The following is a 23547-nucleotide window of genomic DNA, read 5'->3' on the forward strand; positions in this document are numbered from 1 at the left end:
AGGGTTTAGTTTATCAGCCAATCTAATAAATTTGATCGCTGATCTGAACCGTTGTTCGTAGGTCATATATGCGATCGTCCGGGTCACAATTTAGCTCTAATTTCTATCAAGCGACAATTTTAGCGATCGATGATGAAGCCGCAATTCTAGAATCGATTACCTCTGCCCTCACCCAAGAAGGATATCGCGTTCTGACTGCTTCCGATGGACGGCAAGCTTTAGACATTATTCAAGCATTACAGCCAGAAGAGCCGCCGATCGATTTGATCATTTTAGATTTGATGTTGCCTCGGTTAAACGGGCTGGATCTCTGCCGAATTTTGCGGCAACAAGGAAACACTGTACCCATTTTAATTCTGAGTGCAAGGGCGAGTGAAACCGATATTGTGGTCGGGCTGGAAGTGGGTGCAGACGACTATCTGACCAAGCCCTTTGGACTGAGAGAATTAATTGCGCGATGTCGGGCATTGTTGCGTCGTCGATCGCAAGACCTTCCCGAAACACAGCCGATTTTGCAATACCAAGACATTACTTTGTATTTGCAGGAGTATCGCGTGATTGTTCGAGGAGAAGAAACCAATTTATCGCCCAAAGAGTTCTCTCTACTAGAACTGTTCATGAGCAATCCCCGCCGCGTTTTTTCTCGTGAGCAACTGTTAGAGCAAGTTTGGGGAATGAGCTATTTAGGCGACTCTAAAACGGTAGATGTCCATATCCGATGGTTGCGGGAAAAATTGGAGATTGATCCGAGTGCACCACAATACATCATTACGGTGCGGGGTTTTGGGTATCGGTTTGGGTGAATGATATCGGCTGGCAATGCGATGAATGATGCGTTTATCCAACGACGTAGAGACGCGAACAGGCAGTGCAGCGAAGCTCTTAATCGCGTCTCTACCCAAATTTGGCGGCGATCGATTAAATTCACATCCATGTTCCAATCTGTGGCGCGATAAATGTATTAATCAACCAACCCACCCATAACCCTTCCCAACCGACGATCGCTAAAACCCACTGCACCGAAGACCGCCGAAATCCCGCCCGTTCCATCCGGTATCTCGCGCCTCCCGATGCCCACAACCAAATTCCAGTCAGTGCAAGTGCGATCGCACCCCACCGAATCAAATCCGCATTCTGTCCCCGCACAAATCCCAATGCAACCGCCCCCACCCCCGCCAGCACAAACGCAATCAATCCCCCTCGTCCCAATAGAGTAGACGACGCAAACGTCACCAACAGAGAGATTGCTCCCGCTCCAAACCAAAACCCGATCGCCGCTCCTGAGATTCCTAAACCCAACCCGATCAGCACATACACAACAAACAGCAACACCAATCCAGACAACGGAACTCGATCGAGTTCCTGTCTCGGAATCCGAAACGCCAAAATTGCCGTCAACACTCCACCTAAAATCGCGATCGCTGCATCAATCTGTGTCGGAACCATTCCCGCTTTCCCAAAACCCAGCACCTAAAACCTAACACCCAAAGCCTTCTCCTGTGTTACCCTAGATAAGCTGTCAAAACTCACACATTCAGGATTTCGGGTGGTGAACCTCAAATCACTGCTCCTGAATGGAAGTTAAACCCGAATAAGGAGAATATCGAATGCCAGTTGTTTCCTTGGCTCAATTGCTTGAGTCTGGAGTCCACTTCGGTCATCAGACCCGGAGATGGAACCCCAAAATGAGTCCCTACATCTACACCGCCCGCAATGGTGTGCACATCATCGATTTGGTGCAAACTGCACAATTGATGGATTCCGCTTACAACTATGTGCGGACGGCTTCAGAACAAGGGAAAAAGTTCTTATTCATCGGCACCAAGCGTCAAGCCGCAGGCATCATCGCTCAAGAAGCAAGCCGCTGTGGTGCGTACTACGTCAACCAGCGCTGGTTGGGTGGAATGCTCACCAACTGGTCAACGATTAAATCCCGCGTCGATCGCCTTAAAGAGCTAGAACGCCGCGAAGAAACAGGCGGACTGGATCTTCTCCCGAAAAAAGAAGCTTCCGTTCTGCGTCGTGAACTCGAACGGCTTCAGAAGTATCTGGGCGGTATCAAGAATATGCGGAAACTCCCGGACGTGATCATCATGGTCGATCAACGCCGGGAATACAACGCCGTTCAAGAATGCCTCAAGCTGAACATCCCGATCGTCGCTTTGCTTGATACCAACTGCGACCCCGACACCGTTGATATTCCGATTCCGGCAAACGATGACGCGATTCGATCGATTAAATTGATCGTCGGACGGTTAGCGGATGCAATCTACGAAGGTCGTCACGGTCAACTCGAAGCCGAAGAAGAATTCGACTACGAAGGCGCAGAAGAAGAGTACGAGTACGACGAAACCGAAGTCACCGAAGGCGAAGAAGAAAGCGCAGAATAATAGGACAATATGGAGAAGATTTCGGGTCTTCTCCATTCTTTCTAAAACATTGGGAACTCAGGCAAATGGCAGACATTTCAGCAAAAGCGGTGAAAGAACTGCGCGAAAAGACTGGCGCAGGCATGATGGATTGTAAAAAGGCGCTGTCCGAAAATGACGGCGATATGGAAAAGTCGATCGACTGGCTTCGTAAAAAAGGCATCGCATCGGCAGGTAAAAAAGAAGGCAAGGTCACGGCTGAAGGTCTGGTCGATAGCTATATTCACATCGGTGGTCGGATCGGTGTACTCGTCGAAGTGAATTGCCAAACCGACTTTGTAGCGCGTAACGAAGCGTTCAAAGAACTGGTTCGCAATATCGCGAAACAAATCGCTGCCAGCGCGAATGTGGAATATGTCAAGGTTGCGGATATTCCAGCGGATATCGTCGAGCGTGAAAAAGTGATCGAGATGGGCAAAGACGATCTCGCAGGCAAGCCGGACAATATTAAAGAAAAAATCGTTCAAGGTCGGATCGATAAGCGCCTGAATGAAATGTGCTTGCTGCCGACTCCTTACATCAAAGACCCGAACATCACCGTCGAAGAATTGGTGAAGCAAAACGTGGCGCAACTGGGCGAAAACATCCAAATTCGTCGCTTTGTGCGGTTTGTCTTGGGCGAAGGCATCGAGAAGGAAGAAACGGATTTCGCGGCAGAAGTCGCGGCACAAATGGGCGGCGCGAAGTAATTAGCGCGATCGTGATTCAGAAAAGCGAGGAGTTGAATGCTTCTCGCTTTTTTGTGTTTTAGTGTCATGACGAACCAACAACAAAGCGAAAACATTATGGAGCGATCGCACACGTCACCCCGCTACCACGCGACATCGGTTGTGCTGCAATTAATTCAATTGCGCCTGTGACAGCGTTGCGTCTCCAGCCCGTTGCTTCGAGCAGAACAGGTGAAGATGCTTGAGTAACAGGAGCTTCCGTTTTGTTCGATCGAGGTAAATCCCGTAAATCTGACCAAGTGAGATCGCCCCAAAATTCTTCGCTCGGATTAGTCGGAAGTCCGCCACGCCCAGAAATGATAAAACTACTGTCTTGGATTCCAGCGCAGCCCGTCGCAATCTGCTGACTCGAATCAACGACATCCGTTGGCAGATTTATTAAACCTGAGTTCGGATCAACGCCGAGCGTGGTAATTTGCACGGTTCCATTCACTCCAAACTGTGAACTAGCACTAATATCATTGTCCGGAGTAAGTTGCGGACGAAACTGAAGCCCAAAAATACTCTGAGTCGTGATGTCGATATTGCCACCTCTACCCTGAAAAGCGTTCGCAATAATATCGCTATTTTCCAACCCCAAAATGATCGGAGCCGCGATCGCGATATTACCGCCGTTCCCAGTCCCCCCCGCTTCAGCCGTCAATTGACTGTTATTTCTCAGCAGCAGTAACTTTGATAGGCTCAGACTAATATTGCCGCCGTTGCTCGATGTGGTCGTTGCATTGATGCTAGAACGATCGCTTAAACTCAACCGTTCTCCACTCACGCTCACCATGCCACCGTTCCCAGTTCCTCTACTGCGGCTTGTGATTTGAGATTCATTGTTTAAAGCAATTTGCTCTGCTTCAATGTTCACGTTCCCCGCGCTGCCTTGACGACTCGATGCGGTTGAAATCTTTCCTCGATCGAGTGTGAGAGAATTTGCCACGATTCCAATCATTCCAGAAGTTCCATCCCTAACTTCTGCCTGAAGACTTCCCCCATCGGTGACTTGAACTTCATCTGCTTTCACCATCAGATCGCCCGCGTCACCTGCCGCTGAACTGGTTACTGTCACCGTAGCATCTTTGCTAACGCGGACTCGATTGGCTCGAATGTTGATCGAACCCGCAGCAGAATTACTAGTTGAGGTCGCAGAAAGGCTACTCGGTGAACCGTTTGGAGTCGTGCCTTGAACCAGTAACGTACCGACTTGTGCAGTAATATTGCCTGCATTTCCTCGCCCAGCGGTACTGACCGAGAGCTGTCCTCCGTTTGTAAGCTGCAATTGTCCGGTTTGAACCGCGATCGATCCGCCTTCGCCGATCGCGACTCCAGCAACGTTGGATGAAATATTGCTGATCGAGTTGCCCAATAAACCGACTCCATCAATTTGGACAAAATCCGAGGCTTGAACCGAGATTCTTCCAGCATTGCCAACGCCGAACGTTGCGCTACTGATTTCTGCACCTTGACGCAGTTGGAGACGATCGGTCTGAATGTCTAGAAGTCCTGCATTCCCCTTGGCTGTAGGAGTGACGACAGTAAAGATGCCACTCGGCGTTGCTCCATCTTCAGTCGCCCCAGTTGCCAGAATGTCCGTTGCGCGAATCGTCACGCTGCCTGCATTTCCAGTTCCGAAAGTTCCTGCAACAATCTGACCTCCATCCAGATTCAATCGATCCGTGACGATCGAGACCGCGCCTCCATTGCCCACACCGGTATCTGCGACTGATGCTCCAATGAGACTGAATTGTCGAGACGCATAATCACCCCGCATCTCGATCGTTCTGGCACGAATCGCTACATTTCCGCTAGTGCCCGTTCCCGCAAGGGATGCCGAAACTTTGGCACCGTTGAGCAGGGTGAGCGAGTCAGTCTCAACTGACAAGTTCCCTGCGTTGCCCGTGGCTCCTGAAAACGAATTCGTTAATAAGCCAGCGACAGCGCCAGAGACAGTCCCCCGACCGTCGATCGTGATATCTTTTGCCTGTACTAAAAGACTTCCGGCATCACCAGATCCGAAAGTACCCGACAGTGCGTAAGCGCCATTTAAGCTTAATTGTTGCGTCTCAAGTGTGAGTTTGCCACCGTTCCCGGTCGCATCTTGCAAAACCACACTCTCGAATCCGGTTCGAGCAAGATCGGTCGATGCTGCGACTCCTTGGATTGTGGTTGCCCGAACGGTGACATCGCCCGCATCGCCTGCACTATTGGTGAGTGCAGTGACTTGTGCCCCATTCAGTAGGGCGACTCGCTGGGCATCGATTGTGATGTTACCGCCTCTTCCCTGAGAGCCAGCAAAAGTGTAAATTGAAGTACTGTTCTCGTCGGGATCAGTCCCTCGAAGTTCGACTTGATCCGCTTGAATGGCAATATGACCCACGTTGCCATCTCCAGATCCGACCGAAGCGATCACGCCGCCATCTGATAGCTTAAGCGTGGGGGTGTGAACAGAAATATTTCCTGTGTTCCCCGTTGCACCAGGAGCGACAATAGTTGCCAGAGCACTGATTAAAGTTCCGGTTGAATCGACTCTCGTGATCAATAAAGAATCTTGAGCGTTGACGGTGATGCCGCCACCAGAGATCGCGCCAGCGGTAGCAGTATAGGCTTGAGACCCGTTCGTGAGTTGAATTTGTCCGCCTTGAAGCTGAATCGTACCGCCGCCGTTGCCGCTCACATCCAGATATGAACTTTGCAGCAAAATGTTTTGAAATGCAGTGACTCCGGCATAGTCAAAGCGCCAACCTGAACCATTGGGAACGAGAGAAACGAATTGATCGCTGCCGACACTCCCTAGTTCAATGTGTCCGTCAGGAACATTGAGGTAGCTATCTCGCAGCAGGAGATCGCCGCCGATGAATGCCAGCGTTTGTCCAGGATTTACCACAGGGGAAAACGCCTGACTGACAATTGCTCCCGGATTTTGTCCCATTTGTAGCCCAATCGGTGCACTGATTGTTAATAAAGGTGGACTACCGGGATTGACAGCACTAAATTCTGTACCGTCCGCAAATTTGACACTACTGGCTGTTGTCCCAACAAACGATCCTCCAATATTCAAGGACGCATTGGAGCCGAAGAGAATGCCGTTCGGATTGAGCAGAAACAGACTGGCACGCCCATTCGTTTGCAGTAAGCCATCAATCTGAGAGGTTGTGCCTCCAGTGACGCGGCTGAAGATTGTTTGAATATCGAGAGCGTTATTGAATCGCGCAGAACCGCCCGTGGGAACAGAGAATTCTTGGAAGCTATGAAACAGATTAGTGCCTGCTGTCCTGCCGCCTGTGATTGTAAAGTCGCGAGTGTTCGGGGTGTTGACGATCGTACTAAGCGTTCCATCTGGAGTCACGGTTTGAGCATGACTCGGTGCGATTAGACTGAGATTTACCAATGCTAAACAGAACAGAGCACGTTTCATTGGAATAACTCTCTGGAATAAATTACTTCTGCCAGAGTGCCCCTTGCGTTCTGTATTCAAGACAGCATCAATTTGAAACTATGACAATTTCAATCAATCCTTATCCTCGATCCGCAATCCCTTCGTAATCCGCGATAAATCGCTCTTCTCATCGACTGCAATTCGTGTCGGCGATCCGCTAATAATTCGCTCAAAATTCCGGAACGAATCCTTAATTTCAGGACCTTTAGCGCTGATCGTATATTCGCGAATTCCCTTATCGTGCCAAGATCCACGCATCTTAAACACATTCAAAGCCCGCGACATTTCACCGCGAATTTCGACGTATTGCAGCATGATAATCGTGTCGGTAATCGTCGAAATGTGCGAATCCGTAATCGAATGCGATCCCATAAATTGATCGGTCGTATTCGTAAAGAATCCGGTGATTTCTTCTTGTTTCGCAAATCCGGTTACACCGATTACGAATTGGCGAAAGGCATTGTTACTCACTCCACGCGCTAGTGCGGAAAGAGAATCGATCGCAATTCGAGAGGGCTTAAATTCGCTAATCTCAGACTTAATAATCTGCAAGTGATCCTCAAGCCCCGCCGCTTCAGGATAAGCACAGATAATTTTGAGCATTCCTTTCTGCTCTAAATCCTCGAAGTCAATACCCCAAGAGTAAGCATTTCTCGACAACTGAGCGCGGGACTCTTCATAAGCAAATAAAATGGCTCGATCGCCTCTTTGACAAGCCTCTTGCAGAAACTTACTCACAAGAAGCGTTTTCCCAGTTCCGGTCGCTCCAGTCGCGAGAATAATCGAATCTTTGAAGAATCCGCCGCCGCACATTTCATCGAGCGTTTTTACACCCGAAGACACACGAACATTCGACGATCGCTGAGTCAGTCGCATCGCACCGAGCGGGAAGATATTAATGCCCTGATTCGTAATCGTGAATGGATACTCACCTTTCATGTGAGTCGTGCCGCGTAGTTTCAGAATCTCGATCGTTCTTCTGCGTCGTTCGCCTTCGAGCACATTTCTGACGATCGCGACGTTATCGGAAACGAATTCTTCCACACCAAATCGCGCCACCGGACCATATTCATCGATGCGCTCAGTGGTCATGATTGTGGTTGCGCCTACTTGTTTTAAGCGAGCGACAAGGCGGAAGATTTCGCGACGAACGACCGAAGCGGCATCATATTGTTGAAACACAGCGGTGACAGAATCGATCGACACCCGTTTCGCTTTGTATTTCCGAATCGCATATTGAATGCGCTCGATCAGTGCAGAAAGATCAAAATTTCCGACGACATCTTGCCCTTCAGGATCGGGGGAAGCATCAAGAATAAAGAGTTTCCCTTCATCGACAAATTTTTGCAAATCCCAACCAAAACTAAAAGCATTCTTAATAATATCGGCGGGTGATTCTTCAAAAGTGACAAACACGCCAGCCTCATCAAACTGAGTAATGCCGTTGTAGATAAATTGCACCGCGATTAGCGTTTTTCCGGTTCCAGAAGTGCCGCTGACTAATGTCGTCCGACCGATGGGTAAGCCACCGTGACTAATATCGTCAAAGCCCTCAATCATCGTGCGGATTTTGTGGACACCCGCAAGTTCGGATGGATTACGTTGTTCGGTTGAATGGCTCGAAGTCATAGGGTTAGGATGTCAAACAAACGGAGCAAGCTCCTTAATATGAAAAAGGATTGGACAGGATCGTTTCACTTATTTACCATAAAACTGCAAATAAAGCGGTTCAGTAAATCTAATCGAGTCGTTTTATTCTGCCTCCAGTTCTTCTTCACGCAGTTCTTCATAGAGAAGATCAAGTCCAATCAGCACCTTTTCTCGATCGGATAAATCTCCGATAATTTTACGCACCGGAGGCGGCAGAATTTTTGCCAGTGTGGGAGTCGCGAGAATCTTATCTTCCTCGGCAAGCTGAGGATTTTTCAGCACATCAATCACTTTCAGCGCATATACACCTTGAAACTCTTTTTCCAAAATGTTGTTTAGCGTCTTTAGAGCACGTATTGAGTTTGGGGTATTCCCTGCCACATACAGCTTTAGGACATAAGTTTTTTTCAGAGGACTCATGAATTTCATCGTCGATCGCTATTGTTCATTAGAGTATCGTTCTAGCTGCCGAGACAATCCGAATTCTAAGTTAAGATTCGCGCGGAATAGAGCGGCGGTACATTTCACACAGGTGCGCGATCGTGTCAATCAACGTCAATCGATAGTCAAGCAAAATCTCTTCACTGCGCCCTTCTAATTTTAGCTGTTTGGCAAATTCGTCCATCAGTTCCATGTGGATCTCAACAATTTGTGAAACAGGCACGTCAGCAAAAAAAGCGGCGTTGACAAAGTTATCAATCTGCTGATTGAGATCGCCATCGTCTTGAAAGTAGTTAAGAATAATCAATCGATATTCGACCCGCAACTCGTCTAGAAACTCTTGCTGTTCCTGGGGTGGCAGATTTTTCAAGAACGCTTTTGGACTGCGCTTGTAATAGATTCCCAAATAGCCTAGTCGCTCTTTGAGCTTGTCGGTCAATCGTCGCTGTTGCAGCATGAGGAAGTTTTGGGCGATTAAATCTTGCGTGAAATCGGGTGGCGTAATCGTATCAGGTAACTGGCAGACTGGGGAGAGTTCGAGGAATTCTTCGATCGAGCGATCAATCCACGTTTCAATCTGATTCAATTCGTTGAACGGCACCCACAATTCAGCAGTGTGATAGAGAAATCGCAAATCAAGCTGCCGCTGATCCGCATGGAAAATCACGATCGGGAGAAGAATCGCTGCGGTTCTAAGCCGATTTAGCAACGCTTCTAATTCTTTTCCGTCCTGCAAAATCAGACAATCAAGCTGTTGTTTTTGGTGTTCGATCAGTTGGAAAAAGTCTGCTTCGGAAGGCGCGATCGACAACGTATAGCGATCGCCGTGTACCAAAATTTCCTCGATCGAGCGAATCAGATCGGAAGATTCGAGGTACACACCGATCGAGAGTTGGGGACGAGCGATCGAAGAAACTGAGGCTGTCAAGGCAAAAACCTGAGTATTGAAGAGCTAAACCGTATTCTAAAGAGTCTTAGATACCGATGTGTGGAAAATGCCGTAACAGAAAAACAGAATTTCGATGAGAGTGTTTGAAAAGTAGAAAAAGTTTCTTCGCTTCGATTGCGCCCCGCCCTGAAATGAATTTCGGGCTAACCGTGGAAAGTCTACTGAAGTAGACTCGGAGGCAGTTATAGGCTCTTAGTCCATTTCAATGGACTTTCGTCGATTAGCCCGAAATTCATTTCAGGGCGAGACGATGCAACGAACGAAGACTTCTCAAACACTTTCTTAGAATTTTAAAGAGCTTATCAGACTGTTAACTATGATTGCACAAACTTCTTCTCTCTTTGCACAAATGATTTGATGTGCGATGATTTAGGCGACATTCCGCTTAAATTCGCTGCATAAGAGTGCTTACACTCATCCTTATTAATTTCCATTTCAGTCAACGATTTTGTAGCCCTATTGACCATGATCAGCCGTTGACAAGCGACTAAGATTAAAGGCAACGCTGATTTACGTCCTTTTGCCGATCGTGCAGGATAAAGCGATGGTGACATCCACAGCCTCGATTCGTGAATTCGTCGAGTCTGCCCCCGTTTGCTTACAGTCGGCAACCTTGGCTGAAGTAATCGAACTGATGGGGCAGTATCGATCTGACCGTTTAGTGTTCGTCAATGAACGGCAGTTTCCCATTGGCATTCTTCATGCCCATTCTCTATTGGCTCATGTCCGATCTGAAGAGATTGATCTAAAACTGTTCGTCGAAGCGTTACCGACGATCGATGATTCGATAGATCTACTAGAGATCGAATTCTCGAATCCAATGCGATATTGGGCGGTGATCGACCGGGCTGCTCGATTCGTTGGTTTAGTCGATAGTTTTGCGGTGCGATCGTGGTCGGAATTCATTCAAGCCAATTTCCCCAAACCGCTCAAACAGTCTTCTGAGTCGCTGTGGCATCGAGCGAAAGCGGAAACTTGCGCGGAATTAGAGCGCGTTCCGGTCAAGCTGAATCGATTGAGACTTCAGTTTGCAGAAGCGGGATATGTGAACTCACAGGAACCGAAATACGATCGCAAATCGACGCTTGTTCAGTTTCTCGAACATTTACCGTTACCGTTGATGCTGCAAACGCGATCGGGTGAAGTGATCGCCCAAAATCGGGTTTGGGAAGAACAACTCGGTGACGTGGTTGATCCAGCCTGGTTACAACGAGATGCCGCTGCGTTTTTGGAATATGTCACGCCGAGCCAGATTTCGATGAAATCCGTCGCTTCTAATTTCTGCGAGGTGGGTGCTACTCCGAATACTTGTGTGTGTGTTTGTCCGTTGAAAAGTGGACAAGAACGAATTCTTCAATTCGCCAAAATTCCATTGGGAGATTTACTCTCAGATGAGACTGATCTGATGTTCCGGCTTGCTAGTTTCGAGCAAGGAACGACGAAGTTTCATCAATCTAGCGAAGAAAGCATCTGGCTAGTTCTGGCTCAAGATGTCACTGAACAGCAGCAGCTATCTCGCGAATTAGCTGCGAAAAACGCGGATTTAGTACAACTGAATCGCCTAAAAGATGAATTTCTCGCGTGTATCAGCCACGAATTGAGAACGCCATTAACCGCAGTTTTAGGACTATCGAGTCTGTTAAAAGATCAGCTTTCTGGATCGTTAACCGATCGACAAGTTCGATACGCTCAACTGATTCACCGCAGCGGACGGCATTTAATGTCGATCGTCAATGACATTTTGGATCTCACCCGAATTGAAACCGGACAGATCGAATTAACGCTCTATTCAGTCAGTGTGAAATCGGTTTGTGAAAGAGCGATCGAGCAAGCGCGACAACTCTGTTTAGAAGAACAAAATCCGGAAACTAGAACGAATCTAGAAGCAACCGAAGGCTTAGCCCATTGCACTTTAGAGATTGAAGCAGGACTCGAAGCATTAGTCGCGGACGAATTACGCCTGCGTCAAATGTTGGTGCATCTCTTGTCGAATGCGCTGAAATTCACCGATTCATCCGGTCGGATTGGCATGAGAGTGAATCGCTGGGAGGGCTGGATTGCTTTCACCGTTTGGGATACTGGGATTGGAATTTCCGCTGAAAAGCAACATCTAATTTTCCAAAAATTTCAACAGCTTGAAAATCCCATGACTCGCCGCTTTGAAGGGGCAGGATTGGGACTTGTCCTAACCCAACGATTAGCCAGACTTCACGGGGGCGATGTCTCATTCGTGTCTCGTGAAAATCAGGGCAGTGAGTTTACTTTGCTGATACCGCCAACTCACCCACAACCGACGAGTAGAATTGCAAATTCGCGGGTGAAAACGTCTACGGATAATCGCCTTGTGCTAGTCGTCGAAGCGGTGGTGAAATCGATCGAGCTTCTCTCAGATCAACTCGCAGAACTTGGATATCGCGTCGTGATTGCGCGATCGGGCACTGAAGCGATCGAGAAAGCTCGTCGTCTCCAGCCTTGCTCTGTTTTTCTCAATCCACTACTACCAACGCTATCCGGTTGGGATGTCCTCACCCTGTTAAAAGCTGAACCCGAAACCAAAGATATTCCAATCATTGTGACGGGGACTCGTGGCGATCGAGAACAAGCCCAACGTAATCAAGCCGATGGATTCCTCGCATTCCCGATCGTACAAAAATCGCTCAAGCAAGTTCTGACCCAACTTACCCCCGATGAACAGTCGGAAATCTCGATCGCTGAACCCGATGCCCAAACCTTAGTTATTTTGCGCCTCAGTCCGACTCGATACGGCGAACTTCAGCGCTTAGGCACTCCCACAGAAGCTGATCTCAATGCCCTACTCCACAGTCACAATTATCGAGTTGTCGAAGCAGACGATTTAGATCAAGCCGAACTGCTCGCCCAAGTCTGGAAACCGAATATTGTGCTGCTCGATGCCGCTGTACCCGATCCAATCGGCTATTTGAAACTCTTAGGTGACTGTAGTTTTCTCGCCTCCTTGCCGCTGGTCACGCTCGATCCAGTCACCACGCAAGCCGCGAATCAGGTTCCAGGATTGTCAGTTTTCCCTTGTCTCGCGCCCGTTTCCGAAACTTCAGAGGCACTGCTACAAGTGATTCAAGTGGCAGCGGGATTTGCGTGGCGACCGTTAGTTTTAGCGATCGACTCTTCCAAACTCTATTCCCCCGATGCTAAACGGTCGGACTGGCTCCAAGCCGCGATGCAATACCTGCAAACGGCAGGATTCCGGGGAATGATGGGTCGATCGTGGCAAGATGTCCTACAAAAACTCGACACCCAAAGCATCGATTTACTCCTGTTTCATGCTTCTGATCTCGATCAAGCAAGTCTGTCGCAAATTTCCACGCTCAAGCGCTTCCGCGATCAAGTTGCGATCGTGATTATCAATCATCAGCCAGAAAATACGCCATTATTAGAACCGATTGCAACCGCTGTTCTCCCTCCGATGCCGATGGAAGAATTACTCGATCGTATGAATCACATTCTAGAAGCGTGACGATGGAAGACTGGATACAAGAAGGAATCGAGAAACTGATCGCCGAATATAGCGATGTTCCCCCTCCTTGGGTGATTTTCGATGAACATCCCTACAGCCTGTGTTGGCGAATGGGCGGAGGAGAAGCGCATATCGAGATCTGGTCAGCCTGGTGGGAAGAGAAAAACTACAGCGAGGCTGAGCGGATCGAGTATTTTCGTCGCTGGATGCCGCCTCCACGCTGGCTCGAATGGACGATCGACGCAATTTGGGAAGATGACGAAAGCGATTTCGATGAAAACGCCGCTTTTGCACGAATCGAAGCGATCGGACTTGGAACCAAAGCCGAGTTTGAGAAAGACTTCGACGATCCAAAGTGGTACAACGTTGAGGATTAACCTGCTGACTGATCGCCCTCAGTCTTTTGAGTCGTGCGAATCAAGTCTGCAAGCTGCTCCATTGACTGCACCCGAATCCGAGGCGAAGCATACACCTTGTCTGCAAGCGCATAAAATGCTTCATCATCATGACGATGCTTCATGACGTAGGATGCAAGTTCTTCGCGGCTCATCTCTGAAAAATTGGGTTTGCTCATGATGGGTAATCCACAGTGCCATCTGGTTCGATTGTAACGATTAAATTCTCACCTGCAAGGATAAAGACGTTGCTCGTTCGCTCATCGATTCGTACCAGAGAAATGTCAAGAAACAGGTTAGTGAGTTGATAACAGATGCGAAAACATTTGAATGTTTTCGCAGAAGTCGGTAAAAGCGGGCTGGACATTATTATCTGTGTTGGCATTAAAGCTGAGTCACTTTAGCATTTTTCAGTTCGTTGCTAAAAACTCCAGGTACGAACTGCTGATTTCTTTCACTGCCAACTCATACAATTGTTTTCCGTGTTCGGGGGTGGCAAGGGCGGGATTTGAACCCATGCGACCGTCGGGATAGCGATCGCGAAAATCGATCGCGCCATAAATTCGATGCCCTCGCGCCACAGGTTCAATCAACGGCGCAGTTTTGATCGAGTCAGGATACACATACTGAGTTAACGCCACCTCGCTTGGTGTGGCATGAGATCCTTCTTGATCTCCATATAGCTCTTTTGCCAATTTGTAGACCGAGCCGCACATATACCAATTGCTCACAACACATTGAACACTGTGCGAAATGCCCAAATCTGACAAATAATCATACGTTTCCGAAAATGCCGCTTTCAATGTCGCCACATTCCCGCCGTGTCCATTGATGAAAAAGAATTTCCGAAATCCCGCTTTCGCCAAACTCGTCACATAATCGCGAATCACCAGAATCATCGTACTCGGTCGTAAACTCATGCTACCTGGAAACGCTGTGTGATGCAGTGCCATCCCGACATTAATTGTGGGAGCCACGATCGCATCCGTTGAATCTCCGACTCCTTTCGCGATCGCTTCGGCACAAATCGCATCGGTGCCAATTAATCCCGTCGGACCATGTTGCTCAGTCGAACCGATCGGGATTATTATCCCGGTCGATCGCGCTAAATACGCCTCTACTTCTTGCCAAGTCGATAAGTGCAATAACATACGGTTTAAGCTGAGTTGAACGTTCTAATTTCAGTTTCGCATTCCGAATCGCGTTATCATTTTCTTTATTGATGTTGCTTAGAAAGTCGGTTTAGTGGGCGCTGTGGACTTAAAACAAATATTCAAAACTTCAAATCCAATTATTGGTGTCGTTCATCTCCTGCCCCTGCCGACCTCTCCGCGCTGGGGCGGTAGTTTGAAGACCGTTGTCGATCGAGCGGAACAAGAAGCGACCGCACTCGCAGCAGGCGGCGTAGACGCGATTATTGTCGAGAATTTTTTTGATGCACCGTTTCCAAAAGATCATGTTGATCCCGCTGTCGTGAGCGCGATGACTGTGATTATTCAACGATTGCAGCAGATGGTGACATTGCCGATCGGGATTAATGTGCTGCGAAATGATGCTCACAGTGCATTAGCGATCGCAACCTGTGTTCAAGCCCAATTCATCCGAGTGAATGTCTGGACAGGCATTATGGCAACAGATCAAGGCTTGATCGAAGGACGCGCCCACGAACTGATGCGCTATCGTCGCGAGTTAGGCAGCGATGTAAAAATTTTCGCAGATGTATTAGTGAAACACGCTCGTCCGTTGAGTTCTACAAATCTGACCGTCGCGGTGCAAGATACGATCGAGCGGGGACTTGCCGATGCGGTGATTCTCTCTGGATGGGCAACAGGCGATCCTCCCAATTTAGAAGATTTAGAATTAGCGAGAGACGCGGCGCAGGGTACGCCTGTCTTTGTCGGTAGTGGGGCGGATTGGGAAAATGTGCCTCAAATGATGCAGGTCGCGGATGGCGTGATTGTATCGAGTTCACTGAAGCGACAAGGAAAACGGGAAAATTCGATCGATCCGATTCGCGTCAGTCGATTTGTGGAAGCGGCACGAAGAGGGGTTCCGCTGCCGAAAAATGAGAAATCAGTACCACCTGTGAAAATCCATAACTTCTAATTCGATGACAACTGCGATCGCCAAACCCCTTCAGCACCCTCTCAGTTTTGAGGAATTTCTCAGCCGATACGGTGACGACGATCGCTATGAGCTAATTGATGGAGAAGTATTCGACTTGGAACCAACAGGTTTACACGAGGAAGTCGCTGCCTTCATCACGACAAAACTCTGTGTGCAGATTGATCAAACCGATTTACCTTGGTTTGTGCTTCAGCGAGGACTCTTACGCCCCTCGAATGTAGGAATGACAGCATTTCGACCGGATGTAGCAGTCATCGATCGTACTGAACTGACCAAAGAGCCGTTTTGGTCTGAGCAATCGATTCTGACACTTGGAAGCTCAATTCGGTTTGTTGCAGAAGTCGTAAGTAGCAATTGGCAAAACGACTATGCGCGGAAGGTCGAGGATTACGCTGTTCTAGGAATTCCCGAATATTGGATTGCAGATTACGCAGCTTTGGGTGGAACGCGGCACATTGGAAAGCCGAAACAGCCGACGCTTTCGATTTGTACGCTCATTGATGGAGAGTATGAGATCCAACAACTTCGGGAGGATCAATCGATCGCTTCTCTCACCTTCCCGGATTTGAAGCTGACGGCTGAACAAGTTTTAAAGGCAAGTCGATAAATATTCTGCTTCAACCTGAATCTAGGGATGTCAGCAATACTTGACACTCCCTATAGCGTTTCATCGTTTGTATTCTGTATTCTGTATGGTGAATACTCGTTTAGCATTGAAAATTGGAGAATCTGAGTTTTATGCTCAAACCTATCGTTCGTCGTCTTAGTGTCACAGCGATCGCGCTTTTGCTGTTTCTCAATCTTTCACTTGGATTTGCGGGAGCGGCTCGTGCGATCGAGATCTCTGGATCGATCGCTCAAGTGCAAGCTGCCCCGACTGCCCCGACCGATTCACCAGCAGTAGAAGATCCAGCGGCAGTGAAAGCAGCGGAAAAAGCAGCAAAGAAAGCGGCTAAAGAAGCAGAAAAAGCAGCAAAGAAAGCGGCTGAAGCGGAAGAAGACAAGCAGAAAGAACTTCTGAAGGCTGAGAAGAAGAAAGCGAAAGAAGCAAAGAAAGCTGAGGAGAAAAAGGAAAAAGCAGCGAAGAAAGCAGCAAAAGAAGCAGAGAAAGCAGCGGCAGCAGCTAGTACAGCATCCGAATCAGCGGCGGCTTCAGCGTCCGAAGCAGCGGCGGAATAAACGGTTTCCACCGATCGGTGCATCGCATGGTGCACCGACAATCGATCGAGTAAATTGCTATAGAATTCTCTTAGTTTTGATCTGTAATGTTAGAAGTTGATTCGGATCAGTTTTATGCAAGTTTAGTGATTGAACATATTGTTTCAGTCGGTGCAGAGTCCGCCTTCAAACGGTGGCATCAGACCTATGTAAAACATGCGAAACGCTTTACAGGATTTATTCGGACTGATCTTTGTTTACCGTTGAAGTGCCCGAATGCAGTCGTAAAGTGGTATTCGATCGTGCATTTCGACACGCCAGAACATCTAAACGAATGGGTGGAATCGAGCGATCGTAAACAGCTTGTCGAATCGGGGCAGCAGTTTTTTCGCGCTTATCGCTTCAAATCGTTTACGACTGGGTTAGAAGGTTGGTTTTCTAATACAGTTGGTCATGGAGAACAGTCTAGGCTCGGACCTGCGACCTGGAAACAAATTTTAGCGGTTGTGTTGGGACTTTACCCGATCGTGATGCTGCAATCTAAGCTTTCTGCCCAGTTTAATTTTCTGAATGCTTTACCGCGTGAATGGGTGACACTGATTAATATTTTGATTAGCTCTACGCTGCTGAGTCTGGTGATGATGCCGTTGATTTCAAAACAATTTAGCTTTTGGTTGCAGCCTGCTTATCGATTAACATCGCGAAAAAATGATGTAGTTGGAGCGGGATTAATTGCGATCGCGCTCTTGATCATGATGACCGTATTTCATCAGTTCTAAAAAAGCTCCGGTTGTTCTAATCAACCGGAGCTTTTTCAATTATTTATCGTTGTAAGAGCGGAACGATTGGTAAGCGTAGTCTGGGTGATAGAGATGACAGCGATCGGTAATCTCTTTCATCAGTCCCCAAGAAAACTGATGCTGTCTCAGCTTCGTTCCCCAATTCTGAACTAGGCTTTGATGGGCTAGTCGTAAGTTGTAGGACGGAATCGCGGTAGATAAGTGATGCGGAATGTGGACATTGATATCGTGACAGAGGAATTCGATCCATCTCGGATAATCACAATGTACTGTTCCGAACAATTGCGCCTGTGCAGCGTCCCATTCCTCCGGCTCTTTAAATTGGATGTCCGGTAAGGTGTGGTGAACGAGCGTGAAGGTGCTCATCCAGAAGTGATACACCAACCAGGGCAAGAGCCAGAATTTGACAAAGCCCCAAACTCCAACCGTGAGAAATAACGTCGGAAAGACGATCGCAGCAAAACCGACGACAACCGCGATCGACAATTTCACTTTGCCATGATCTCGCTTGTTATAGTTCGACAAATTAAAGTGAACGATTGCCCAGTGCAGCACCGAAGCTAACCACCAGAACCGCCCACGAGTCGTTTCATAAGCGATCTTTGTGATCGGATCAAGCTGGTCGTACACTTCTGTTCGCCAAGGTTGCCAAGCATTATCAACATCCATTTTGTTGGTGTGATTGTGATGTTGATTGTGCAGAATGCGCCAGCAGTGGAACGGATAAATCAGCGGAGCCATGAAAATGTGACCGATCAGATCATTGACCCATTTACGCTGAGCAAACGATCGATGTCCACAATCGTGTGCGATTACGAAAAATCCAGTTAATGCAGTTCCGGTAAAAATCCACGCAAACGGTAACAGGAACCAGGGAGCGGCTTGAATACTCCAGTAGCCAAGACCCACCATCGCAACATTGACGATAACGGAAGTCCAGGCTTTTTTCATGTCTTTTTGAAAGCACTCACGCGGTAGCGTCTTGATGATGTCTTTCAGTCGAAGGTTTTCAGAACTCGTGAGAGTCACGGAGTCGGGCGTGAGCGATGCTGTCATGAACGATCTTTCTCTCCTGGAAGGACGGTAAAAATCATGCCGATCGAAACAAATTCTCGATCGAGAATTTGTCACATAAAAATCAGGCTCCAAGCAGCGGTAGCCCGACCTCAGCTTGTAAAATTACGAAGATTTCTGTTAAGAAACCTTAATTGTTATACCACGATCGCTGAAAACGAACTCAAGATTCGTCTTTTTCGTCAGAGGGTAATCGTCTTCCTCGTCGTTTTCGCGCTTCCATTGCCCGCTCTAAAACCGTGAGCAATCCCGGCGCTTCTTCTTGGAGTGCGAGCAGTAAGCGTTCGCCTTCTTCGAGGTCGCCCGGATCTTCTCCGGTTTCCATCACGGCGTTTAATCGGGGCAGTGCTAATTCATCGACGAGTTCGACGAGGCTATGTAGGCAGCGATTGAATTGCCGCTCGGTGAGGGTGGAATCTTCGAGGGGAAATTCGATGATGGCGCGAATTTCACCATCGGACGGGTCATATTCCCACTGCAACATTTTGGTTTCCCAAGAAATCGCCAGCATAGTTTGTAAAATTGCGGCTTTGTGTGGGTGATCTTTGACTCCAGATAAAACTCGTGGAGCAAACATTTCAAAGAATTCACCTTCTTCGTCAAGCTGAATCACAATGAGAAAATCTTCTAGGTTCTCACCGTACACACCAGTAAGAATGCGGCAACCTGCTTCATCAATGCGGTACTTCCATTCCTTTTTATCGAGATAACTTGCAATTTGTTCTAGAGTTGCTGCCATAAAATTTTCTTTTTGTCATCCTGAACAGTCTAGCGGTCGAGGTCGATCGATTTCAACCGCTGAGGTTTAAGGCGCGATCGACTTGTTGAATCAAGCTCTCAGGCGTAGTGGAATTATCCAGAACGATGTTGGCGCGATCGCGCTTTTCCTCGATCGACATTTGACTGCGAATTCGCGCTTGAGCTTGTTCTAGCGTTAATTTTTCTCGCTGCATGAGTCGCTGGATTTGTTGCGTTTCTGGGCAGGAGATCACCCAGATTTCAGTCACTAAATCGGTCATGTTGGCTTCAAATAAAAGCGGGATCACTAGCACGATTGTCGAATCAGTCTGTGAAAGTCGATCGCATTCTGTTTGCAAAACGGTTCTGACAAACGGGTGAATTTGTTGTTCTAACCAGGTGCGTTCAGTCGGATCGGAGAAAATGATCGATCCGAGTTTTGCTCGATCGAGCGAACCATCGAGACGCAGCAGGGCGGAACCATATCGATCGATAATTCGCGACAGAATCGGTGATCCGGGTTCTACTGCCTCTCGTGCAATCAAATCTGCATCTAAAACAGGTAAATGATGAGCGGTGGCGAGATAGTTTGAAACCGTTGTTTTTCCCATTGCGATCCCGCCTGTGATTCCAATGATTCGCATCGAAAATTTCCCGAAGTTCCCGATCTAGTGTAGATTCAGGCTGATGTCTCGATCGATCTGTTCTCTTGGCTCCTGTGCTTGGTCTGATTACGGCTTTGCTGATTGGCGCGATTCTCAGGTTCTGGAATCTCGACCTCAAACCGCTCTGGATGGATGAAGTCATCACAGCGATTTTCAGCATGGGACGCAACTATTTAGAAGTGCCCGTCGAGCAGTTTTTTAATCTTTCAGCTTTGGATCAATTGTTTCAACTGAAGCCGACTACTTGCGCGAATATTGCTCAAACCGTTTCAGTGCAATCTGTTCATCCGCCGTTGTTTTTTTGCTGGCTGAATCAATGGCTGCAATGGGTTCCGGGGGACTGGGTCTGGAGATTGCGATCGCTGAGTGCGGTCGCTGGAATCGTTGCGATCGCGCTTGTCTACTGGCTCAATCGCATTGCTTTTTCTTCGAGTGCGGGAACGATCGCGGCGTTTGTAATGGCAGTTTCGCCGTTTGCGGTTTATCTGTCTCAAGAAGCGCGGCATTACACCGTTCCTATCTTGTTTGTGATTGTGGCGCTGGTGGGATTGATTCGGATTCAGCAAGACTTATTGAAGGGTCAGCGATCGCTTAAAGTTTGGATCGGTTGGACGATTGTGAATGGTATTGGGTTTTATGTTCATTACTTTTTAGTGTTAGCGATCGCGGCTCAGTTTTTTACTTTATCTGTCTTGCAGATTCGATTGCGGCATCCGTATCGATTTTGGTGGCGGACTTGGGTCGCGATCGTACTTTCAGGTTTAGGCATTCTTGCCATTTGGCTGCCTTGGCTTCCGACTTTTATCAGTCATATCACTCGTCCTGAGACGGATTGGTTAGCGACTTCGGAGGCGGCATGGTGGAGTTTTTTGATTCCGCTGTCTCAGTTTGCGGTGGGGTGGCTCGTGATGGTGGTGTCGTTTCCGGTCGAGTTTCAGCCTGTTTGGATTATTGTGCTCAGTGCGATCGCGATGGTGTTGTTTGCAGGTTGGATGATTTGGTGTGTGGTCAAAGGATTAAAAATGCTCTGGAATGATCCAAAAACACACTGGGAAACGTTGATTTTGGTGAGTTTTGTCGTCGGGGTTTTGATCGAATTTTTAGCGATCGTCTACATTCTCGGCAAAGATATCACACAAGTTCCACGCTATAACTTCATTTACTATCCGGCAGTTTGCGCCCTGATTGGAGCTTGCTTTTGGAAGTTGCAGCCGTCAAAATTTGAATCTCCAATTTTGCTGTATTTTGTGGGTGCATTAAGCTGTATTTTTGTCGTTTTTAACTTGGTATTTCTTAAGCCATACACTCCGGAGCGCGTTGCTCAAAATATTCTGTCTCCGAACTGTGCGGCGGTTGCAATGAGCTACAACGATTTTCAAGATATTGCTTTGGGTTTAGGATTTGCTTTAGCGATTCAAACGGAAGCGAGATTACAACCTTGTCAGCCTGTTTTTGCGCTCTTTTCTCGGACTCAGGGATATGAAGCGTTTTGGCAGAAAGTTGCAGCCTCGAAGATTCCATCTGTACAGCAGTTTTGGGCGATCGCTCCGGGTTTAAGAATGCGCGATTTTCCGAATCAGGTGAAACTTCAGGGGAAAATCTGCGATCGTAATCCACAAGCACAATATCGAATCGGAATTCCATACGTCGGTTACGATTGCCAAAATTAATTCCTACGGTTTACCTATCTCGATGGGCGATTATTATTATCAAGTCACAGATAATAAAAAGGTTTTCTGTAGGATAAAACCGCTAGTCATGAATTCTAGAGTTTTAAAGCAAGAAGCAAACGCGCTTCACAAAGCAGTTTCGCCGCTGTTGGCATTGGATGCTCGATTTGCAGAAGTGATAGTGCGGGATTTGGCTCGACTCGTTCAACAGTGTGCGCGGAGTCGTGGAACGGTACGACCGCCGGAATTGCTTGCGTTTCTCGTGGTGTATGCGCTGATCAAGCAAGATGCAGAAAAATTAAACGCAGCCATTCATCTTTGGGAAACTCCGGAGCGATCGAAATATGAAAAGATCACGCTGCAAATTATTTTAGACTTGACTCAGGATCAGTCTGAAACGTTTTTATTACCTTCGATCGTCAATCGATTCGATGAAGAGAAGGGAACGAATTATTTAGGTACAGTAATTAATGCCGTTTATAAATTTGCTCAAGCGATCGTTAAATCTGATGGCTCAGTAGATCTACAAGATTTAGAAACACTTTCGCAGATTTGGCAACGACTTCATACTTATCAAAAACTAGAAAATTATCAATCAGGATTCGCTTCAATTCCAGGAATAGAATCGACTGAAAGCCCTGAACAAATTTTAGAAGAGGCACTTTCTGAATTGAATGATTTGATTGGACTGGAAAATATTAAAGAAGAAGTGAAAACGCTGGCGAATTTTCTCAAAGTGCAAAAGATTCGAGTCGATCGCGGTTTAGCAAAAACTTCTGTTTCACTTCATGCGGTGTTTTGTGGACCTCCAGGAACCGGAAAAACAACGGTTGCGCGATTGATGAGCCGAATTTTTCACGGACTCGAATTTCTAAATAAAGGTCATTTAATCGAAACCGATCGCTCAGGGATGGTGGCGGGATATGTCGGACAAACTGCGAAGAAGGTCGATGATTTGGTCGATTCTGCGCTTGATGGAGTTCTCTTTATCGATGAAGCCTATGCGCTAGTTCCAGGAGAATCAGGACGAGATTTTGGGCAAGAAGCGATCGATGTTTTGCTCAAACGCATGGAAGATTATCGCGATCGCTTAGTCGTAATCGTGGCAGGATATACCGATGAAATGGCAACCTTTATCGAGTCGAATCCAGGTTTAGAATCGCGGTTTAATCGATATTTTTATTTTAATGACTATAAGCCTGAAGAATTACTCGCAATTTTAGAAAAAATGTGCGGTAAAAGCCACTTTAAGTTATCGAATGACGCACGAGAAAAACTACGATCAATCTTTGAAGATCTGTACGTCAATCGAGATAAAAACTTTGGAAATGCAAGACTTGTACGGAATTTATTTGAGCGAATGATCGAACGTCAGGCGAATCGATTGGCTGTGTTAAATTCACTCAGTGATGAGACATTGACAACGCTTTTACCTGAAGATATCCCGGCTCAAGTCGGCAGTCGATACGCGGGTCAGCGTCGATCGTAGAAAGAGATTTGAAAGTTCTTTCGCTTCGATTGTCTCCCGCCCTGAAATGAATTTCGGGCTAACCGACGAAAGTCTACTGAAGTAGACTAAGAGCGAATTTCAGGGCGGGACGTTGCGACAAACGAAGACGGCTCGAACATCTCTAACTGTCACGTTTCTTAAGAAAGGTTTGTCGATCGAAACGGGTGGCAATCGAGTGTGATATGCTGCATGGGCTAAGGATTGGGGAAGTCCGGTGCGAATCCGGTACTGTGGCGCAACTGTGATGAGCGGCGATCGTTCGAGTCAGAATGCCAACCTGAGCAAGTCGATGAGAT

General features: G+C 47.5%; 21 protein-coding genes and 1 riboswitch. Of the genes, 11 read left to right on the plus strand and 10 right to left on the minus strand.

Annotated elements, in window-relative coordinates; genetic code table 11:
• Positions 1-68: 68 nt before the first annotated feature.
• Positions 69-803, plus strand: coding sequence for a response regulator transcription factor (locus NIES2104_RS21015; RefSeq protein ID WP_059000187.1), 735 nt, complete (start codon positions 69-71; stop codon positions 801-803).
• 121 nt (positions 804-924) lie between these two features.
• On the opposite strand, the gene NIES2104_RS21020 is transcribed toward NIES2104_RS21015, so the two are convergent.
• On the minus strand, positions 925-1446 hold the full coding sequence (locus NIES2104_RS21020) for a hypothetical protein (RefSeq protein ID WP_059000188.1): 522 nt from the start codon (positions 1444-1446) through the stop codon (positions 925-927).
• A 161-nt stretch (positions 1447-1607) separates the two neighbouring features.
• Here NIES2104_RS21020 and rpsB point away from each other — a divergent pair, with 161 nt between their 5' ends.
• Both rpsB and tsf read left to right on the plus strand, forming a co-directional pair.
• Positions 1608-2390 (plus strand): 30S ribosomal protein S2, encoded by a 783-nt coding sequence (gene rpsB, locus NIES2104_RS21025; protein WP_059000189.1) that lies wholly within the window; start codon positions 1608-1610, stop codon positions 2388-2390.
• A 65-nt stretch (positions 2391-2455) separates the two neighbouring features.
• Positions 2456-3118, plus strand: coding sequence for a translation elongation factor Ts (gene tsf, locus NIES2104_RS21030; protein ID WP_059000190.1), 663 nt, complete (start codon positions 2456-2458; stop codon positions 3116-3118).
• Between the two features lie 94 nt (positions 3119-3212).
• Here tsf and NIES2104_RS21035 read toward each other — a convergent pair whose 3' ends face one another.
• From NIES2104_RS21035 to NIES2104_RS21050, 4 genes are all read right to left on the minus strand, one after another.
• Positions 3213-6560 carry a filamentous hemagglutinin N-terminal domain-containing protein gene (locus tag NIES2104_RS21035; RefSeq protein ID WP_059000191.1) on the minus strand — a complete coding sequence of 1116 codons (3348 nt, stop codon included), beginning with the start codon at positions 6558-6560 and terminating at the stop codon, positions 3213-3215.
• Between the two features lie 93 nt (positions 6561-6653).
• Positions 6654-8210, minus strand: coding sequence for a circadian clock protein KaiC (gene kaiC, locus NIES2104_RS21040; RefSeq protein WP_059000192.1), 1557 nt, complete (start codon positions 8208-8210; stop codon positions 6654-6656).
• 123 nt (positions 8211-8333) lie between these two features.
• Positions 8334-8651, minus strand: coding sequence for a circadian clock protein KaiB (gene kaiB, locus NIES2104_RS21045; protein ID WP_059001963.1), 318 nt, complete (start codon positions 8649-8651; stop codon positions 8334-8336).
• A gap of 70 nt (positions 8652-8721) precedes the next feature.
• Complete coding sequence (locus NIES2104_RS21050; RefSeq protein ID WP_225895269.1) at positions 8722-9600, minus strand: circadian clock protein KaiA; 879 nt, start codon at positions 9598-9600, stop codon at positions 8722-8724.
• A gap of 565 nt (positions 9601-10165) precedes the next feature.
• On the opposite strand from NIES2104_RS21050, the gene NIES2104_RS21055 reads away from it, so the two are divergent.
• On the plus strand, positions 10166-13114 hold the full coding sequence (locus NIES2104_RS21055) for an ATP-binding protein (RefSeq protein WP_059001966.1): 2949 nt from the start codon (positions 10166-10168) through the stop codon (positions 13112-13114).
• 2 nt (positions 13115-13116) lie between these two features.
• Positions 13117-13491, plus strand: a complete 375-nt coding sequence (locus NIES2104_RS21060) for a hypothetical protein (RefSeq protein ID WP_059000193.1) — start codon at positions 13117-13119, stop codon at positions 13489-13491.
• On the opposite strand, the gene NIES2104_RS21065 is transcribed toward NIES2104_RS21060, so the two are convergent.
• Together NIES2104_RS21065 and NIES2104_RS21075 are read right to left on the minus strand one after the other, a co-directional pair.
• A complete protein-coding gene (locus NIES2104_RS21065) occupies positions 13488-13688 on the minus strand; it encodes a hypothetical protein (RefSeq protein ID WP_059000194.1) in 201 nt (66 codons plus the stop codon). The two genes, NIES2104_RS21060 and NIES2104_RS21065, sit on opposite strands and share 4 nt — an antisense overlap.
• 231 nt (positions 13689-13919) lie before the next feature.
• Positions 13920-14660 (minus strand): creatininase family protein, encoded by a 741-nt coding sequence (locus NIES2104_RS21075; protein ID WP_059000196.1) that lies wholly within the window; start codon positions 14658-14660, stop codon positions 13920-13922.
• A 103-nt stretch (positions 14661-14763) separates the two neighbouring features.
• On the opposite strand from NIES2104_RS21075, the gene btpA reads away from it, so the two are divergent.
• The 4 genes from btpA to NIES2104_RS21095 all read left to right on the plus strand — a co-directional run bounded on the left by btpA (position 14764) and on the right by NIES2104_RS21095 (position 17573).
• A complete protein-coding gene (gene btpA, locus NIES2104_RS21080) occupies positions 14764-15615 on the plus strand; it encodes a photosystem I biogenesis protein BtpA (RefSeq protein WP_059001968.1) in 852 nt (283 codons plus the stop codon).
• Between the two features lie 4 nt (positions 15616-15619).
• A complete protein-coding gene (locus NIES2104_RS21085; protein ID WP_059000197.1) occupies positions 15620-16243 on the plus strand; it encodes a Uma2 family endonuclease in 624 nt (207 codons plus the stop codon).
• Positions 16244-16374: 131 nt separating this feature from the next.
• Positions 16375-16815 carry a hypothetical protein gene (locus tag NIES2104_RS21090; RefSeq protein ID WP_059000198.1) on the plus strand — a complete coding sequence of 147 codons (441 nt, stop codon included), beginning with the start codon at positions 16375-16377 and terminating at the stop codon, positions 16813-16815.
• Between the two features lie 86 nt (positions 16816-16901).
• Positions 16902-17573, plus strand: coding sequence for a hypothetical protein (locus NIES2104_RS21095; protein ID WP_059000199.1), 672 nt, complete (start codon positions 16902-16904; stop codon positions 17571-17573).
• Between the two features lie 39 nt (positions 17574-17612).
• Here the strand turns inward: NIES2104_RS21095 and NIES2104_RS21100 are convergent, their stop codons facing one another.
• From NIES2104_RS21100 to coaE, 3 genes are all read right to left on the minus strand, one after another.
• Positions 17613-18650, minus strand: a complete 1038-nt coding sequence (locus tag NIES2104_RS21100; protein ID WP_059000200.1) for a fatty acid desaturase — start codon at positions 18648-18650, stop codon at positions 17613-17615.
• Positions 18651-18831: 181 nt separating this feature from the next.
• Complete coding sequence (locus tag NIES2104_RS21105) at positions 18832-19407, minus strand: hypothetical protein (RefSeq protein WP_059000201.1); 576 nt, start codon at positions 19405-19407, stop codon at positions 18832-18834.
• 52 nt (positions 19408-19459) lie between these two features.
• A complete protein-coding gene (coaE, locus tag NIES2104_RS21110; RefSeq protein ID WP_059000202.1) occupies positions 19460-20050 on the minus strand; it encodes a dephospho-CoA kinase in 591 nt (196 codons plus the stop codon).
• A 74-nt stretch (positions 20051-20124) separates the two neighbouring features.
• On the opposite strand from coaE, the gene NIES2104_RS21115 reads away from it, so the two are divergent.
• Together NIES2104_RS21115 and NIES2104_RS33550 are read left to right on the plus strand one after the other, a co-directional pair.
• Positions 20125-21741 carry a glycosyltransferase family 39 protein gene (locus NIES2104_RS21115; protein ID WP_225895321.1) on the plus strand — a complete coding sequence of 539 codons (1617 nt, stop codon included), beginning with the start codon at positions 20125-20127 and terminating at the stop codon, positions 21739-21741.
• 88 nt (positions 21742-21829) lie between these two features.
• Entirely contained in the window at positions 21830-23230 is a 1401-nt protein-coding gene (locus tag NIES2104_RS33550; RefSeq protein WP_082690056.1) for an AAA family ATPase, read from the plus strand.
• A 177-nt stretch (positions 23231-23407) separates the two neighbouring features.
• A riboswitch (cobalamin riboswitch) is annotated at positions 23408-23547 on the plus strand.

This window comes from Leptolyngbya sp. NIES-2104, from assembly GCF_001485215.1.
Taxonomy (GTDB): Bacteria; Cyanobacteriota; Cyanobacteriia; order Leptolyngbyales; family Leptolyngbyaceae; genus Leptolyngbya.

Bases quoted from the DNA above. Each gene is read 5' to 3' on its own strand.
- NIES2104_RS21015 (WP_059000187.1), top strand. From the start codon at position 69: ATGCGATCGTCCGGGTCACAATTTAGCTCTAATTTCTATCAAGCGACA.
- NIES2104_RS21020 (WP_059000188.1), bottom strand. From the start codon at position 1,446: ATGGTTCCGACACAGATTGATGCAGCGATCGCGATTTTAGGTGGAGTG.
- rpsB (WP_059000189.1), top strand. From the start codon at position 1,608: ATGCCAGTTGTTTCCTTGGCTCAATTGCTTGAGTCTGGAGTCCACTTC.
- tsf (WP_059000190.1), top strand. From the start codon at position 2,456: ATGGCAGACATTTCAGCAAAAGCGGTGAAAGAACTGCGCGAAAAGACT.
- NIES2104_RS21035 (WP_059000191.1), bottom strand. From the start codon at position 6,560: ATGAAACGTGCTCTGTTCTGTTTAGCATTGGTAAATCTCAGTCTAATC.
- kaiC (WP_059000192.1), bottom strand. From the start codon at position 8,210: ATGACTTCGAGCCATTCAACCGAACAACGTAATCCATCCGAACTTGCG.
- kaiB (WP_059001963.1), bottom strand. From the start codon at position 8,651: ATGAGTCCTCTGAAAAAAACTTATGTCCTAAAGCTGTATGTGGCAGGG.
- NIES2104_RS21055 (WP_059001966.1), top strand. From the start codon at position 10,166: ATGGTGACATCCACAGCCTCGATTCGTGAATTCGTCGAGTCTGCCCCC.
- NIES2104_RS21060 (WP_059000193.1), top strand. From the start codon at position 13,117: ATGGAAGACTGGATACAAGAAGGAATCGAGAAACTGATCGCCGAATAT.
- NIES2104_RS21065 (WP_059000194.1), bottom strand. From the start codon at position 13,688: ATGAGCAAACCCAATTTTTCAGAGATGAGCCGCGAAGAACTTGCATCC.
- NIES2104_RS21075 (WP_059000196.1), bottom strand. From the start codon at position 14,660: ATGTTATTGCACTTATCGACTTGGCAAGAAGTAGAGGCGTATTTAGCG.
- NIES2104_RS21085 (WP_059000197.1), top strand. From the start codon at position 15,620: ATGACAACTGCGATCGCCAAACCCCTTCAGCACCCTCTCAGTTTTGAG.
- NIES2104_RS21090 (WP_059000198.1), top strand. From the start codon at position 16,375: ATGCTCAAACCTATCGTTCGTCGTCTTAGTGTCACAGCGATCGCGCTT.
- NIES2104_RS21095 (WP_059000199.1), top strand. From the start codon at position 16,902: ATGTTAGAAGTTGATTCGGATCAGTTTTATGCAAGTTTAGTGATTGAA.
- NIES2104_RS21100 (WP_059000200.1), bottom strand. From the start codon at position 18,650: ATGACAGCATCGCTCACGCCCGACTCCGTGACTCTCACGAGTTCTGAA.
- NIES2104_RS21105 (WP_059000201.1), bottom strand. From the start codon at position 19,407: ATGGCAGCAACTCTAGAACAAATTGCAAGTTATCTCGATAAAAAGGAA.
- coaE (WP_059000202.1), bottom strand. From the start codon at position 20,050: ATGCGAATCATTGGAATCACAGGCGGGATCGCAATGGGAAAAACAACG.
- NIES2104_RS33550 (WP_082690056.1), top strand. From the start codon at position 21,830: ATGAATTCTAGAGTTTTAAAGCAAGAAGCAAACGCGCTTCACAAAGCA.